The organism is Actinophytocola sp., assembly GCF_050699915.1.
In the GTDB taxonomy this organism is placed as follows: domain Bacteria; phylum Actinomycetota; class Actinomycetes; order Mycobacteriales; family Pseudonocardiaceae; genus Actinophytocola.
Genome location: NZ_JBOHGA010000026.1, coordinates 12303 through 27186, shown reverse-complemented (window position 1 = coordinate 27186; position 14884 = coordinate 12303). Strand labels below are relative to the sequence as shown.

The following is a 14884-nucleotide window of genomic DNA, read 5'->3' as shown; positions in this document are numbered from 1 at the left end:
TAACGGCCCTCCTCAGTGCGCGGTCTCAGTGGGCGGTCTCAGTGGGCCACGGCGGCCGCGCCGTGCTCGTCGATCAGCGCGCCGGTGGTGAACCGGTCCAACCCGAACGGCTCGTTCAGCTCGTGCGGCTCGCCGGTCGCGATCGTGTGCGCGTACACCCAGCCGGCCGCCGGCGTGGCCTTGAACCCGCCGGTCCCCCAGCCGCAGTTGACGTACAGCCCGCGCAGCGGCGTCGAGCCGATGATCGGCGAGGCGTCCGGCGACACGTCGACGATGCCGCCCCAGGTCCGCAGCACGTGCGCGTGCCCGAAGATCGGGAACAGCTCCAGCGCGGCGGCGAGCTGGTGCTCGACCACGTGCACCGAGCCGCGCTGGGCGTAGGAGTTGAACGGGTCGATGCCCGCGCCCATCACCAGCTCGCCCTTGTGCGCCTGGCTGACGTACACGTGCACGTGGTTGGACATCACCACGCACGGGTGCACGGGCTCCAGCAGCTCGGACACCAGCGCCTGCAGCGGATGGCTCTGGATCGGCAGCCGGATGCCCGCGAGCGAGGCCAGCATCGACGAGTGCCCCGCCGACGCGAGCGCCACCGCACCCGCCCGGATCGGCCCGCGATCGGTCTCGACGCCGATCACCCGGTCGCCGTCCCGGACGAACCCGGTCACCTCGCAGCCCTGTACGAGGTCCACGCCGAGCCGGTCCGCGCCGCGGGCGAACGCCCACGCGACGTGGTCGTGCTTGGCGATCCCGCCGCGCGGCTGCAGCGTCGCGCCGAGCACCGGGTGGCGCACGTCCGGCGAGGTGTTCACGATCGGGCAGAACTCCTTGACCTGACCGGGATCGAGCCACTCCGCGTCGACGCCGTTGAGCCGGTTCGCGTTCACCCGGCGCATGCCCTCGCGGACGTCGCCGAGCGTGTGGGCGAGGTTCAGCACGCCGCGCTGGCTGAACAGGATGTCGTAGTCGAGCTCCTCGGACAGGCCCTCCCAGAGCTTCAGCGCGTGCTCGTAGATGCCCGCGCTCTCGTCCCACAGGTAGTTGGAGCGGATGATCGTCGTGTTGCGGGCCATGTTCCCGCCGGCGAGCCAGCCCTTCTCCAGCACGGCGACGTTGGTGATGCCGTGGTTGCGGGCGAGGTAGTACGCGGTCGCCAGCCCGTGCCCGCCGGCCCCGACGATGACCACGTCGTAGGACCACTTCGGCGAGGGGTTGCGCCAGAGGAAGTCCGGATGCTGCGCTGTATCGATGGTTCGCTCCGCTCCTCCGCTACTCACCGTCTTCCCTCCTCCGTGCTCGGCGCTGGCGCGCCTGCGCGCGAGCGTCAGTCCAGACGGCGAACGCTCCGTCGCTCCCGCTCACGCCTAGTCCCCCAGTTCCTTGCGCCGTCGGGTGACGTACTCGGCCAGCTCCTCACGGATCGCGTCGTCCAGCGGCGGCCGCTCGTACTCGGCCAGCTTCTTCTTCGCGACGTCGCCGGCCCGGGCCGCCGCGTCCTTCGCGCCGCCCCGGACCCACCGCTCGTAGTTGTCCGAACTGGACAGGAACGGGCGGTAGAAGCAGGTGCGGAACCGCTCCAGCGTGTGCGCCGCGCCGAGGAAGTGCCCGCCGTGGCCGACCTCGGCGTGCGCGCCGAACGCCAGCGACTCCTCGGTGATCTCGAGTGGACGGAACTCCTGCTGCAGCATCTCCAGCACCTGCACGTCGAGGACGAACTTCTCGTACGACGAGACCAGTCCGCCCTCCAGCCAGCCCGCGGAGTGCATGACCCAGTTGATGCCGGCGAGGAACGTCGGCAGCATCGTCATCAGGCCCTCGTAGGCCGCCTGCGCGTCGGCCGTCTGGCTGGAGGTCAGCCCGCCGCCGGAGCGCACCGGCAGCCCGAACCGGCGGGCGATCTGACCGGTGCACAGCAGGCCGACCGCCGACTCCGGCGTGCCGAACTGCGGCGAGCCGGACTGCATGTCGATGTTGGACAGGAACGAGCCGAAGATCACCGGCGCGCCCGGCCGGATCAGCTGCGAGAGCGCGATCCCGGACAGCGCCTCGGCCATCTGCTGGGCCAGCGTGGCCGGGATGGACACCGGGGACATCGCGCCCATCAGCAGGAACGGCGTCAGCACGACCGGCTGGTTCGCCGAGGTGTACTCGAACTGCGCCTCCAGCATCCGGTCGTCCCAGCGCAGCGGCGAGTTGCAGTTGATGAGCGAGATCGTGGCCGGCGTCCGCTCGATCGCCTCGCGGCCGCCGAAGAGGATCTCGGTCATCCGGATCGTGTCGGCCGCGTTCACCGCGGACACCACGTTGCCCATGTAGAACTTGTCGGTCAGCGTCTGCAGCCGGTAGGTCATGTCGAGGTGCCGGGAGTCCAGCGGCGCGTCGTTCGGCTCGCAGATGATCCCGCCCGCGGTGTCCAGGATCGGGAAGCTCTGCGCGAGCTTGACGAAGTTCTCGAAGTCGGCGAGCGAGCCGTCCCGGCGCACCTCGCCCTCGCGCACGAACGGCGGGCCGTACACGCCGCCGAAGACCATGTCGTCGCCGCCGATGTGGACGCTGTTCGCGGGGTTACGGGCCTGCACGTCGAACTCGCGCGGCGCCAGCTTCACCTGTTCGAGCAGGAAGTCCGGATCGAACCGGACGTTGTTGTCCTCGACCTTCTGGCCGGCCTTGCGGAACAGCTCCAGCGCCCGATCGGACAGGAACTCGACCCCGATCTCGGACACGATCCGGCGCCAGCCGGTGTCGAGCACCGCCATCGCGTCCGCGGACAGGATCTCGTAGCGAGGCAACTGGTTGCGGAACATCGCTCTCCCTCGACGCACTCCTTGACGCCCGGTCTCGCCGGATCCTACGCTCGTGTTATGGAACCATGGTTCCATATTATGGAACTCTAGGAAGGACGCCTTACGGACGCTCAACGTCAGGAAGGCGTCCTTCCAGGCAAGGAGGACGAGTGACGGTGCCGGCGGGCAGTCAGGCCGTCGATCGGGCGGCGGCGTTGCTCGCGCTCGTCGTGGAGGCGGACGAGCCCCGCACCTTCACGTCCCTGGTCGACGAGCTGGGCCTGGCGAAGTCCACGACCTCGCGGCTGCTGACCGCGCTCGAACGCAACCGGCTGGTGCGCCGCGACCGGGCCGGCCTGTTCCGCCCCGGCTCGCTGTTCGCCGTCTACGCCGCGCAGCACGACACCTCCCAGGACCTGCTGGAGGTCGCGCAGGCGACCCTCGACGAGATCGGCGAGCGCACCGGCGAGACGGTGAACCTGGCCGTCGCCCGCGGCGACGAGGTCGTGCAGGTCGCGCAGGTCGACGCCAGCTACCTGCTCGGCCTCACCAACTGGCTCGACGTGTCCGTGCCGCCGCACTGCTCGGCGCTGGGCAAGATCTTCTACGCGTACCAGGTGATGACGCTGCCCGAGGGCGACCTGGCGGTGCCCTCGAACGGCAGGCCGCTCACCCGCCGCGCGCTGGACGCCGACCTCGCGGAAACGGCTCGCCGTGGCTGGGCGATGACCTGGGAAGAACTCGAAGAGGGGCTCGTGGCCGTCGCCGCGCCGGTACGTGCGCGTGACGGCACCGTGGTCGCCGCGGTGTCCGTGTCCGGTCCCACGACCCGGATCACCGCGACCGACGTGCCCCGCCTGGGCGAGCAGCTGGCGGGCGACACCGGAGTCATCTCCCGCCAGCTCGGCTACCGAAGAAAGGCCACGCCATGAGCCCCGACGACATCCTCAAGGCGCTGTACGACGAGACCCTGGTCGGCAACGGGGCGCGCGTGCTGGAGCTGACCCATGTCGGCCTGGACGCGGGGATGTCGCCGGAGACCATGCTCTTCGACGCGCTGATCCCGTCCCTGGAGGAGGTCGGCGCCCGGTTCGAGCGCGGCGACTTCTTCGTGCCGGAGATGCTCATCGCGGGCAAGGCCATGAGCGGCGCGCTCGACGTGCTGCGCCCGCTGCTCGCGGACACCGGCGTGGAGACCGTCGGCACGTTCCTGATGGGCACGGTCAAGGGCGACGTGCACGACATCGGCAAGAACCTCGTCAACATCATGCTCGAGGGCGCGGGCTTCCACGTGATCGACCTCGGGGTGCAGGTCGCGCCGGAGAAGTTCGTCGCCGCGATCGAGGAGCACAAGCCCGACGTGGTCGGCTTCTCCGCGTTCCTCACCACGACCATGCCGATGTTCAAGGCCAACATCAACGCGCTGGAGAAGGCCGGCCTGCGGGACAAGGTCATCGTCATGGTCGGCGGCGCCCCGGTCACCCAGGAGTACGCGGACGCGGTCGGCGCCGACGGGTACGCGTCCGACGCGTCCGCGGCGGTCAAGCGAGCCAAGGAGCTCATCCGCAAGCGCCGCGTCGCGGCCGTCTGACCTACCTACTCGGAGCGTCCCATGCAGACAGTCATCTCCTCGGCCACCCGCTCGGTGACCATCGGGCCGGACGAGCCGTTCTGCATAATCGGCGAGCGGATCAACCCGACGGGCCGGTCGAAGTTCCAGGAGCAGCTGCGCGCCGGGGACCTGTCCCGCATCGAGGTCGACGTGGCCCAGCAGGTCGCGGGCGGGGCGATGGTGCTCGACGTCAACATGGGCGTGCCGCTGACCGACGAGGCGGAGCTGTTGTGCTCGGCCATCAAGCTGGTGCAGCGGCTGACGGACCTGCCGCTGGTGATCGACTCGTCGGTCGTCGAGGCGCTCGACGCGGCCCTGGAGGTCTACCAGGGCAAGCCGCTGGTGAACTCGGTGACCGGCGAGCAGGAGCGGCTCGACGAGATCCTCCCGCTCGTGCGCCGCCACGGCGCAGCGGTGATCGCGCTGCCCAACGAGGAGGACGAGATCCCCGACGACCCACGAAAGCGGCTCGAGATCACTCGCAAGATCATCGACGTCGCGGTGGGCAAGTACGAGATCCCGCTCGCCGACATCGTCATCGACCCGCTCGCGATGCCGATCGGTGCGGACACCACGCTGGTGAACAAGACGCTCGACACGATCTGGCTGATCCGCGAGGAGTTCGGCGTCAACATGACGCTCGGCGCGGGCAACGTGTCGTTCGGCATGCCCAACCGGGCCGTGCTGGGCGCGACGTTCCTGCCGATCGCGATGCGTTGCGGGCTCACCTCGGCGATCATGGACGCCCGGTCGCCGGAGATGGTCGAGGCCGTCAAGGCCGCGGACCTGTTGCTGGGCAACGACGACTGGGGTGCCGCGTGGATCGCCGCGCACCGCGCCAAACTGCGCGCCGCCGCGGCTGCGTCGACATGACCCACCGAGCCCTCCGTTGGCCTGCACCGCCGTGCGCGGGAGGGGCGGGGCCGGGCCATGACTGATCGGGTTCGGATCTCCTTTTCCCCTAACGATCGTGAGGTTCGGGTGCCTTCCGGGGTATCCGTGTTCGATGCGGCCAGCTGGCACGGGATCGCCATCGACTCCACTTGTGGTGGACACGGCACGTGCCGCAAGTGCAAGGTCCGGATCGACGGTCCGGTTGACGTGTCCACATCGGATCCGCGGGCGTTCTCGCCGGACGAGCTGGACGCGGGCTGGCGGCTCGCCTGCCTCGCCAAGGCGTCCGCCGACCTCGCGGTCGAGGTGCCGCCGTTGGTGACCCGGCCGAAGGCGGCCACCGTGGGCGTCGGGCGGCAGGTGATCCTGCGCCCCGCTGTGCAGAAGCGCTGCGTGACGCTGTCCGAGCCCTCGCTCGCCGACCAGCAGTCCGATGTGGAGCGCCTGGTCGCGGCGCTGGACGACCTGGAGCTGACCGTCGACCTGCGCGTGGTGCGCAACCTGCCGAAGGCGCTGCGGGACAACGACTTCACGGTCACGGCCGTCGTCGTGGACGACCGGCTGGTCGACGTCGAGCCGGGCGACACGAGCGAGCAGCGCTACGGCATCGCGTTCGACCTCGGCACCACGACCGTCGTCGCCACCCTGCTCGACCTGTCCACCGGCACCCCGGCCGCGGTGCGCTCGATGCTCAACCGCCAGCAGCCGTTCGGCGCGGACGTGATCACCCGGATCAGCGCCACCATGCTCGACCCCGAGGCCATGGGCCGGCTCACCGCGGCCGCGCACCAGACGCTGGCGACGCTGGCCGGCGAGGTGTGCGAGGAGGCCGGCGTCGACCCGCTGCGGGTGTACGAGGTCGCGCTCGCCGGCAACGCCACGATGACCCAGCTGGCCCTTGGCATCGACCCGGAGCCGCTCGGCGTGGCCCCGTTCGTGATGGCCACCCGCACTCTCCCTCGGATTCTGGCCGCCGACCTCGGCGTGCCGGTGCACCCGGGCGCGCCCGCGTACACGTTCCCCGCGCTCGGCGCGTACGTCGGCGGCGACATCGTCTCCGGGATGCTCGCGTCCGGAATGGACCGGGACAAACGCTTGCGGCTGTTCGTCGACGTGGGCACCAACTGCGAGATCGTCCTGGGCGACGGCCAGCGGCTGCTCGCCACGGCGGCGCCGGCGGGGCCGGCGTTCGAGGGTGCGGCGATCCGCTGCGGGATGCGGGCGGCCGAGGGCGCGATCGAGGTCGTCAAGATCGACCAGGAGGACGTGCGGCTGCAGGTGATCGGCGACGTCGAGCCGGCCGGGCTGTGCGGTTCCGGCCTGGTGGACGCGGTCGCCGAGCTCGTCGCGATCGGGCTGCTCGACGCGTCGGGGCGGCTGATGGCGGTCGACGCCGCGCAGGAGAAGTTCCCCAAGCTCGCCGGCCGGCTGCGCGAGGTCAACGGCGAGCGCGTCTTCATGCTGCACGAGCCCGACATCTACCTGTCGCAGCGAGACGTGCGCGAGCTGCAGTTCGCGAAGGCGGCGATCGCCACCGGGTGGCGGCTCCTGGTCGAGGAGCTGGGCGTGGCCGAGGGCGACATCCAGCAGGTGCTGCTCGCGGGCTCGTTCGGCTCGTACCTGTCGCCGGCCAACGCGGTGCGGATCGGGCTGGTGCCGGACATCTCGGTGCTGCGCATCGTCAGCGCGGGCAACGTGGCGGGCGAGGGCGCGAAGATGACACTGCTGTCGATGCGGGAGCGGGCGGGGGCCGCGGCACTGCTGAGGGAGGTGCGCTATGTCGAGCTCTCCGACCGCCCGGACTTCAACGACCGGTTCATCGAGCAGCTCTCCTTCCCCGGCTGAGGTCGCCGTAGTCGCCTGTGGCGCGCTGTCCACGCACGTCACGGAGATCGCCGCGCGGCGGGGCTGGCCGGTGCACGTCCACCCGCTGCCGCCGCTGCTGCACAACCGTCCCGAGCGGATCGCGGCCGCCGTCGAGTCCGCGTTGGACACGCTGCGCGGGTACGACCGGGTGGCCGTCGCGTTCGCGGACTGCGGCACGTACGGCGCGCTCGACGAGGTGTGTGCCCGCCGCGGCGTGGCCCGGCTCGGCGGGGCGCACTGCTACGAGGTGTTCGCCGGCGCTGGCCGGCTCCGCGAGCTCCTGGAGGCCGAGCCCGGCACCTACGTGCTGACCGACTTCCTCGTCCGCTCGTTCCGCCGCACGGTCGTCGCCGAGCTCGGCCTGGACCGGTACCCGGAGCTGCGCGAGGACTACTTCCGCCACTACCGCCGGGTGGTCTGGCTCGCGCAGCGGCCGACGGAGTCGTTGCGCGCCAAAGCTCGCCAGGCCGCCGAGACGCTCGGTCTGCCGCTGTCGATCGTGTCCGTCGGGGACGAAGGCCTGGAGCGTGAGCTGGCGGACCTCCTGTGACATGTTCGCTCCGCAAGCTCCGCTCAGGAGCTGACGCGCCACCGCTCGGCCTCGGCGACCTGGTTGAACGTGAACACGTGCAGTCCCGTCACCGCCATCCCCGGCTCCGACAACCCCGGCGCCGCGCGGTCGAGCAGCCGATCCGGCGAGTACGTGGTCGCCAGCCGCGCGAACCAGGCGAGGTGCTTGCCGAGGAAGCGAGCCGACTCCCCCACGCCGATCTTGCCGGCCATCGCCAGCAGCTTGGTGCGCTCGACCGGGCCGGCGAGCCCGATCCGGACCGGCAGGTCCACGCCGCGCCGCCGGACCCGGCGCACCCAGCCGGTGAGCACCTTCGCGTCGAAGCACAGGTTCGACACGATGTAGGTGGCGTGTGCGCGCTTGTCCCACATGGCCTGCACGACGATGTCGTCGTCGATCGACGGGTGGCTCTGCGGGTAGCCGGTGATCCCGACGTGCCGGAACGGCCGGCCCTGCGCGGTGAGCTCGGCGAGCAGCGGCAGCGCGCCGTGGAAGCGGCCGGCGGGCGGGTCGGCGTCGCCGGCCGGGACGAACACGTCGTCCACGCCGGCCGTGAGGAGCCGGTCGACGATCTCCTCCAGGTGCTTGCCGTCGACGACGAGCCGGGCGGACAGGTGCGGCACGACCCGGTAGCCACGCTTGGTCAGCCGCTCGGTGAGGTCGAGCGTCGGGTCGAGGCCCTTGGTGGGCGAGGCCGTGACGGTGATGGTCACCTCCGGCGGCACCGAGCCGGCGATGACGTCCTCGATCGCGGCGGTGGGGATGACCTCGTAGCGGATGTCCCGCGTCCAGTCGACGTTGCGCATGGCCAAACTCGATTCGTAATACGCAATGGCGTCTCGAAGAGAGTAACCGCCCTCGGCGTTCGCGACAACGCTTATAGTTTCGCCATGAGCAACAAGGAGGCCGGCACCGGGGTTCAGTCGGTCGACCGTGCGATCAGCGTGCTGGAGATCCTGGCGCGGCAGGGCGAGGCCGGGGTCAGCGAGGTCGCCGCCGAGATCGAGGTCCACAAGTCGACCGCGTTCCGGCTGCTCAACGCGCTGGAGACCAGAGGGCTGGTGGAGCAGGCCGAGGATCGGGGGAAGTACCGGCTGGGGTTCGGCATCGTGCGGCTGGCGGGTGCGGTGTCCGGCGGCATGGACGTGACGCGGCACAGCCGGCCGGTGTGCGAGCGGCTGGCCCGAGAGCTCGGCGAGACGGTGAACATCGCGGTCGGCGAGGCGCATTTCGCGGTGAACCTGGACCAGGTGCGCGGCATGTCGGCGGTGGCGGCGCACAACTGGGTGGGCCGGCTGACCCCGCTGCACGCGACGTCGAGCGGCAAGATCCTGCTGGCGTACCGCAGCGAGAAGCGGCGCACGGAGCTGCTCTCGCACGGGATGGAGCAGTTCACCCCGCACACGGTCACCACGCGCAAACAGCTGACCGAGCACCTGGCGGCGGTGCACGAGCGTGGCTACGCGGTCGCGGTGGAGGAGTACGAGATCGGCCTCAACGCGATCGCCGCCCCCATTCGCGGCCACGACGGCAAGGTCTTCGCCGCGGTGAGCGCCTCGGGACCGGCGTACCGCCTGACGGAGACCCTGATGCACGAACAGGCGCCGGCCCTGGTCCACGGCGCCGACGAGATCAGCCGCCGGCTGGGCTACCTTGGCTGACCTCGTCCGACGAAGATCTTGGTATACAAGCGTTTGCCGGCTTTCGGAATGGGTATTCACGCTCACTGGTCCGGGCGCGGCGTGGCCCGGCCACAGCAGCCGTGGAGCCGCCATGCTCAGCCATCACGAGGACCGCGAGCTCAGAGCGATCGAGCAGTGGTTCGAGGAGTACGACCCCGCCCTCACCAAGATGCTCCGGAACTACGAGACCCCGCCCCCTCGCTCCCCCTTTCGACTTGCCGGCCGCATCGCGGTCGACGTCATCGGGGCGACCCTCTTCCTCCTCGGCGCGACGCTGACCGTGCCGGTCCTCGTCGTCTTGGGCGTGCTGCTCATCGTCGTGGGTGTGTGTCTGCACCTCGCGGCCGGTGGCCGGCATCGCCACGGGCGGCCAGCGCGCTGATCTCGGCCACCATCGCCGGCCACTGCGTGCTGTTCGGGATGTGGCTCATCTCCGGGTAGCGCACGAACCTCGCCCCCGGAATCGCCTCGGCGGTCGCCCTGCCCGCCTTCCAGTGACCCATCCCGTCGTTGTCGCCGTGCACGACCAGAGCGGGACACGTCATCTTGGCGAGCTGCGGGCGCCGGTTCCCGGACGCGAACCCCGCTGCGGCCAGGCGCATGTCGCCCTTCGGGTTGAGCCCGCGGTCGAACGCGAGCCGGCCGGCCTCGCGCCAGTGCTCGAAGTCTTCCGGGAGCGCCGGGGTGGCCATGACGCGGTAGAGCTTCGCCCACTTCTCCCCTTCCTGGTCGCGGGTCTTCGACTGCCCGGCCACGGCGCGGAACACCCGCAGCATGGTGCGAAGCCTCGGCCGGGTCAGCAGCGGCGAGGAGGACGGGCTCACCGACTGCATCGTGACGCTGCGGACCCGGTCCGGATGCCGGGCCGCCACCAGCTGCGCGATCATCCCGCCGAGCGAGGCGCCCATGACGTGCCCGCCGGACCAGCCGAGCGCGTCGAACACGGCGATCGCGTCGTCGGCCACGTCACCCAGCGTGTAGGCGGGCCGCTGCTTGCGTGGGAGGTTGTCGTACCGACGCAGATGCGTGGACAGGCCGGTGTCCCGGTTGTCCATCCGCACCACCTGGAAGCCGTGGTCGACGAACAGCCGCAGGACGAAGTCGGGCCACATCACCAGCTGGCCGCCGGCGCCCATGAGGAGCAGCAGCGGCGTCCCGTCGGGCGGGCCGATGCGTTCGTAGGCGAGCTCCACGTCGCCGTTGTGGGCCTTCTCGATCATGGCAACCACCCCCAGTGCGTGCCGGTTCCAATGCACTGCATCGTAACCTTGTGTCGCCATTTTCACAATGCAGTGCATTGTGAAATGGTGGACCGGTGCCGAAGAAGATCGACCACCGCGCTCGCCGGCTGGAGCTGACCGAAGCCCTTTGGCGAATCACCCGACGCGAGGGCTGGGACGCGATCAGCCTGCGCAAGGTGGCGGCCGAGGCGGGCGTGTCGATGGGCATGGTGCAGCACTACTTCACGACGAAGGACGAGATGCTGCGCTTCGCGATCGAGATGATCGAGGAGGACGTCCGCGAGCGAGTCCGGGCCCGGGTGGCGACGCTGCCGGAGCCGCACGACCCGCGCCTGCTGGTGTGGACGATCCTGTCCGAGATGATCCCCAGCCCGACCCGACGCGAGGCGGAGGTCGAGGCGACGAACGTGTTCGTCCGCCGGTTCACGCTCAGCCCGGCGAGCGCCGCGCGGTTCGCCCGCAGCGGCGCCGAGCTCCGAGCAGGGCTCAAGCAGCTGATCCTCCTCGCCCGCGACGGGAGCGGCACGGACGCCGACGCCGACCGCGACGCGGGCGGGCTCGTGTCGCTCCTCAACGGGCTGCTGTTCGACTTCGTGACCGGCGAGCAGACCTCGGAGACCGCGCTCGAGACGCTGCGGGCCCAGCTCGACTTCGTCTTCGGCCCGGCTCCGGCCGGCGACTCGGACGCCTGAGCCGCTGCCGGGTCGCCCGACGCTCGCCCATACGATGGGACGTCCGCGACCGCGAAGGGAACTGTCTGTGCGCGCACTGGTCACCGGCGGAGCCGGCTTCATCGGATCGACGCTGGTCGACCGGCTGCTCGCCGACGGGCACGAGGTGGCCGTCGTCGACGACCTGTCCCGGAACAGCCTCGCGAACCTCGCCAGTGCCCGGGAGACCGGCCGGCTCACCGTGCACGAGCTGGACATCAACGACCCCGCGCTCGCCGAGGTCGTGGCCGGCGCCGGCCCCGAGGTCGTCTTCCACCTGGCCGCGCAGATCGACGTCCGGCACAGCGTGACCGACCCGCGCGGCGACGCCGCCAAGAACGTGCTCGGCACCATCGCGGTGGCCGAGGCCGCGCGCCGGGCCGGCGTGCGCAAGGTCGTCTTCGCGTCGTCCGGCGGGTCCATCTACGGCTCGCCCGAGGACCTGCCGGTGGCCGAGACCGCCGCGATCAACCCGAAGTCGCCCTACGGCGCGGGCAAGGTCGCCGGCGAGGTGTACCTCAACAGCTACCGCGAGCTGTACGGCCTGGAATGCACGCACCTCGCGCTGGCCAACGTGTACGGCCCGCGGCAGGACCCGCACGGCGAGGCGGGCGTCGTGGCGATCTTCGCGAACGCGCTGCTGACCGGCCACCCCACGAAGCTCTTCGGCGACGGCGGCAACACCCGTGACTACGTCTACGTCGGCGACGTGGTGGCCGCGTTCGTCGCCGCGGCGGGCCCCTCCGGCGACGGCCGCCGCTACAACATCGGCACCGGTGTGCAGACCTCCGACCGCCAGCTGCACACGCTGGTCGCCGGGGCCGCGAACGCTCCCGACGAGCCGGAGACGGCCGCCGCCCGCCTGGGCGACCTGCGTGCGTCGGCCCTGGACGCGACCGCGGCGACCACCGAGCTGGGCTGGCACCCTGAGGTGGACATCGCCGAGGGCGTGCGCCGCACGGTGGAGTACTTCCGCAAGCTGACCTGAGCTGAGTCGAGGAGCCGGTCGAGGACTAGTGGAGAGTGCCGTCGTTCTCGGTGTCCGACGGCTCCGGGCTCTCCGCGCTGCGCAGGGCGATCGCGCGGGCCAGGCGGGCGTAGCGGAGCTCGATCTCCTTGAAGCGCAGGTACGTGTTGATCGTGGCGAAGCCGAACGCCACCACCATCGCGTACAACACCAGGTCCGTGCCTCGGCCGACGCCGACCAGGGAGGCGAGCCGGCTGACCTGGTTCGGCGCCAGCACCGCGAACACGCCGAACACCAGGAACAGCGCGAACCCGAGCTTCACGGTCGCGCCCGACCGCGAGGTGCCGTGGTGGCGCAGGAAGAAGATCAGGATCAGTACGACGGCCAGGATGAGCAGGTACTGGATCAGCATGGTCGGGCCCTACCTCCTGGCGTTCGTCCGGAGCAGCGAGTCGAACAGGATGTTCACGCCGTTGATCAGCGACTGGCCCTTCGCCATCGAGTACTCCGTGTACAGGATGGTCACCGGCTCCTCGGCCACCCGCCAGTTCTCCCGCGCGACCATCTCCACGATCTGCGAAGCGTGACCCATGCCGTTCAGCGTGATGTTGATGCCGTCGGCGACGGTCCGGTTGAACGTCCGCAGCCCGTTGTGCGCGTCGGTCAGCTTCAGCTTGCGCAACGCGGGCGAGAGCAGCACCACGGTCTTGAGCACCAGCCGCTTGATGAACGGGATGTGCTCGATGTCGCCGTGGAACCGGGTGCCCAGCACGATGTCCAGCGGCTCGTGGCGCAGCCGGTCCACCATCCGCTCGACGTCCTTGACCTGGTGCTGACCGTCCGCGTCGAACGTGACGAAGTACTGCGCGCCGGCCTGGGACCGCGCGTACTCGATGCCGGTCTGGATGGCCGCGCCCTGCCCGAGGTTGACCGGGTGGCGCACCAGGTGCGCGCCGCCGAGCCGGATCTGCTCCGCGGAGCGGTCCCTGCTGCCGTCGTCCACGCAGACCACGTTCGGGAAGGTCTTGCGGGCCTCGCGCACGACGTCGGCGATGACCGGTGCCTCGTTGTAGACCGGTACCACCAGCCACACATCCCGCTGGTCGCCCACATCGCCTCCAGATGACCTATTGACACCGGACGAGTCCTGCCGTCCGAAGAAGGCTACCGGCGCGCCGGTTCGCGCCCGGCGTGAGGCCCGAGTCGTAGCTCGAGTCGATGCCCGCAGCGCCCGGGCGGAGCGCGCCGTTTAGGCTCCGAGCCGTGAAAATCGCAGTCATCGCCCTCGGGAAGATCGGTCTCCCGCTCGCCGTGCAGTTCGCCGACAAGGGCCACGAGGTGGTCGGCGTCGACATCAACGCCACCGTCGTCGACCTGGTCAACCGTGCGGTCGAGCCGTTCCCCGGCGAGGCGCACCTGCAGGAGAAGCTGTCCGAGCTGGTGCCCGCCGGCAAGCTGCGGGCCACCACCGAGTACGGCGACGCGGTGCCCGGCGCGGACGCGGTCGTGCTCGTGGTGCCGCTGTTCGTCGACGACGAGGCCCGCCCCGACTTCGGCTGGATGGACGCGGCCACCGAGGAGCTGGCCCGCCACCTCTCCCCCGGCACGCTCGTGTCCTACGAGACCACGCTGCCGGTCGGCACCACCCGCAACCGCTGGAAGCCCATGCTGGAGAAGGGCTCCGGGCTCACCGAGGGCAGCGACTTCCACCTCGTCTTCTCTCCCGAGCGGGTGCTCACCGGCCGGGTGTTCGCGGACCTGCGCAAGTACCCGAAGCTGGTCGGCGGGCTGTCCGCGGCCGGCGCCGAGCGGGCCCGCGAGTTCTACGAGGCCGTGCTGGACTTCGACGACCGCCCGGACCTGGACCGCCCCAACGGCGTATGGGACCTCGGCTCGGCGGAGGCGAGCGAGCTCGCGAAGCTCGCCGAGACCACCTACCGCGACGTGAACATCGGCCTGGCCAACCAGTTCGCCCGGTTCGCCGCCACCGCGGGCATCGACGTGTACCAGGTCATCGAGGCGTCGAACTCCCAGCCCTACAGCCACATCCACCAGCCGGGCATCGCGGTCGGCGGGCACTGCATCCCCGTCTATCCGCGGCTGTACCTGTGGAACGACCCCGAGGCGACCGTCGTGCGCGCGGCCCGCGAGGCGAACGCCGGCATGCCCGACTACACGATCGGCCTGCTCGAGGGCGTGCACGGCGAGCTCTCCGGACAGCGGGTCGTCGTGCTGGGCGCCGCCTACCGCGGCGGGGTCAAGGAGACGGCGTTCTCCGGCGTGTTCGCCACCGTCGCGGCGCTGCGCGAGCGGGGTGCGACCGCGCTCGTGCACGACCCGATGTACACCGACGAGGAGCTGCGCGGGTACGGCTTCGAGCCCTACCACCTCGGCGAGAAGGTCGACGCCGCCGTGGTGCAGGCCAACCACGCCGAGTACGCCAACCTCGGCCCGGACGACCTGCCCGGCGTCACCACGTTCGTCGACGGCCGGCGGGTGAGCCAGGCGGACGCGTGGCCGGGCGTGACCTACCGCGCGATCGGGAAGGCGTGAGCGAG

The 14884-nt window shown here is 70.7% G+C and carries 16 protein-coding genes; 10 read left to right on the top strand and 6 right to left on the bottom strand.

Annotated elements, in window-relative coordinates:
- Positions 1–38: 38 nt before the first annotated feature.
- Both ACRDSK_RS07550 and ACRDSK_RS07545 read right to left on the bottom strand, forming a co-directional pair.
- Positions 39–1277: a sarcosine oxidase subunit beta family protein gene (locus ACRDSK_RS07550; protein ID WP_431439231.1), complete on the bottom strand. Its 1239-nt coding sequence runs from the start codon at positions 1275–1277 to the stop codon at positions 39–41.
- A gap of 87 nt (positions 1278–1364) precedes the next feature.
- Positions 1365–2804, bottom strand: coding sequence for a trimethylamine methyltransferase family protein (locus ACRDSK_RS07545; RefSeq protein WP_431439230.1), 1440 nt, complete (start codon positions 2802–2804; stop codon positions 1365–1367).
- 149 nt (positions 2805–2953) lie between these two features.
- On the opposite strand from ACRDSK_RS07545, the gene ACRDSK_RS07540 reads away from it, so the two are divergent.
- Genes ACRDSK_RS07540 through ACRDSK_RS07520 form a run of 5 tightly spaced genes read left to right on the top strand, consistent with a single transcriptional unit; the run spans position 2954 to position 7705 of the window.
- Complete coding sequence (locus ACRDSK_RS07540) at positions 2954–3715, top strand: IclR family transcriptional regulator (protein WP_431439229.1); 762 nt, start codon at positions 2954–2956, stop codon at positions 3713–3715.
- Positions 3712–4374 carry a corrinoid protein gene (locus ACRDSK_RS07535; protein ID WP_431439228.1) on the top strand — a complete coding sequence of 221 codons (663 nt, stop codon included), beginning with the start codon at positions 3712–3714 and terminating at the stop codon, positions 4372–4374. Before ACRDSK_RS07540 ends, ACRDSK_RS07535 begins: the two co-directional genes overlap by 4 nt.
- A gap of 21 nt (positions 4375–4395) precedes the next feature.
- The gene (locus ACRDSK_RS07530) at positions 4396–5268 is read left to right on the top strand and encodes a dihydropteroate synthase (RefSeq protein ID WP_431439227.1); all 873 of its coding nucleotides are present in this window, start codon (positions 4396–4398) and stop codon (positions 5266–5268) included.
- Between the two features lie 57 nt (positions 5269–5325).
- On the top strand, positions 5326–7134 hold the full coding sequence (locus tag ACRDSK_RS07525; protein WP_431439226.1) for an ASKHA domain-containing protein: 1809 nt from the start codon (positions 5326–5328) through the stop codon (positions 7132–7134).
- A complete protein-coding gene (locus ACRDSK_RS07520) occupies positions 7067–7705 on the top strand; it encodes a DUF1638 domain-containing protein (protein WP_431439225.1) in 639 nt (212 codons plus the stop codon). Before ACRDSK_RS07525 ends, ACRDSK_RS07520 begins: the two co-directional genes overlap by 68 nt.
- A 23-nt stretch (positions 7706–7728) precedes the next feature.
- On the opposite strand, the gene ACRDSK_RS07515 is transcribed toward ACRDSK_RS07520, so the two are convergent.
- Entirely contained in the window at positions 7729–8532 is an 804-nt protein-coding gene (locus ACRDSK_RS07515; protein WP_431439224.1) for a methylenetetrahydrofolate reductase, read from the bottom strand.
- Between the two features lie 84 nt (positions 8533–8616).
- On the opposite strand from ACRDSK_RS07515, the gene ACRDSK_RS07510 reads away from it, so the two are divergent.
- Together ACRDSK_RS07510 and ACRDSK_RS07505 are read left to right on the top strand one after the other, a co-directional pair.
- Complete coding sequence (locus tag ACRDSK_RS07510; RefSeq protein WP_431439223.1) at positions 8617–9387, top strand: IclR family transcriptional regulator; 771 nt, start codon at positions 8617–8619, stop codon at positions 9385–9387.
- A gap of 112 nt (positions 9388–9499) precedes the next feature.
- Entirely contained in the window at positions 9500–9790 is a 291-nt protein-coding gene (locus tag ACRDSK_RS07505) for a DUF3040 domain-containing protein (RefSeq protein WP_431439222.1), read from the top strand.
- On the opposite strand, the gene ACRDSK_RS07500 is transcribed toward ACRDSK_RS07505, so the two are convergent.
- Positions 9720–10628, bottom strand: coding sequence for an alpha/beta fold hydrolase (locus ACRDSK_RS07500; RefSeq protein ID WP_431439221.1), 909 nt, complete (start codon positions 10626–10628; stop codon positions 9720–9722). The two genes, ACRDSK_RS07505 and ACRDSK_RS07500, sit on opposite strands and share 71 nt — an antisense overlap.
- Positions 10629–10723: 95 nt before the next feature.
- On the opposite strand from ACRDSK_RS07500, the gene ACRDSK_RS07495 reads away from it, so the two are divergent.
- On the top strand, positions 10724–11341 hold the full coding sequence (locus ACRDSK_RS07495) for a TetR/AcrR family transcriptional regulator (RefSeq protein WP_431439220.1): 618 nt from the start codon (positions 10724–10726) through the stop codon (positions 11339–11341).
- 67 nt (positions 11342–11408) lie between these two features.
- Positions 11409–12347, top strand: coding sequence for an NAD-dependent epimerase/dehydratase family protein (locus ACRDSK_RS07490; protein ID WP_431439219.1), 939 nt, complete (start codon positions 11409–11411; stop codon positions 12345–12347).
- 25 nt (positions 12348–12372) lie between these two features.
- Here ACRDSK_RS07490 and ACRDSK_RS07485 read toward each other — a convergent pair whose 3' ends face one another.
- Complete coding sequence (locus tag ACRDSK_RS07485; RefSeq protein WP_431439218.1) at positions 12373–12738, bottom strand: DUF2304 domain-containing protein; 366 nt, start codon at positions 12736–12738, stop codon at positions 12373–12375.
- 9 nt (positions 12739–12747) lie between these two features.
- Entirely contained in the window at positions 12748–13437 is a 690-nt protein-coding gene (locus ACRDSK_RS07480; RefSeq protein ID WP_431439217.1) for a glycosyltransferase family 2 protein, read from the bottom strand.
- 152 nt (positions 13438–13589) lie between these two features.
- Between ACRDSK_RS07480 and ACRDSK_RS07475 the strand changes: the two genes are divergently transcribed.
- The gene (locus ACRDSK_RS07475) at positions 13590–14879 is read left to right on the top strand and encodes a nucleotide sugar dehydrogenase (RefSeq protein ID WP_431439216.1); all 1290 of its coding nucleotides are present in this window, start codon (positions 13590–13592) and stop codon (positions 14877–14879) included.
- The last annotated feature ends 5 nt before the right edge of the window (positions 14880–14884 follow it).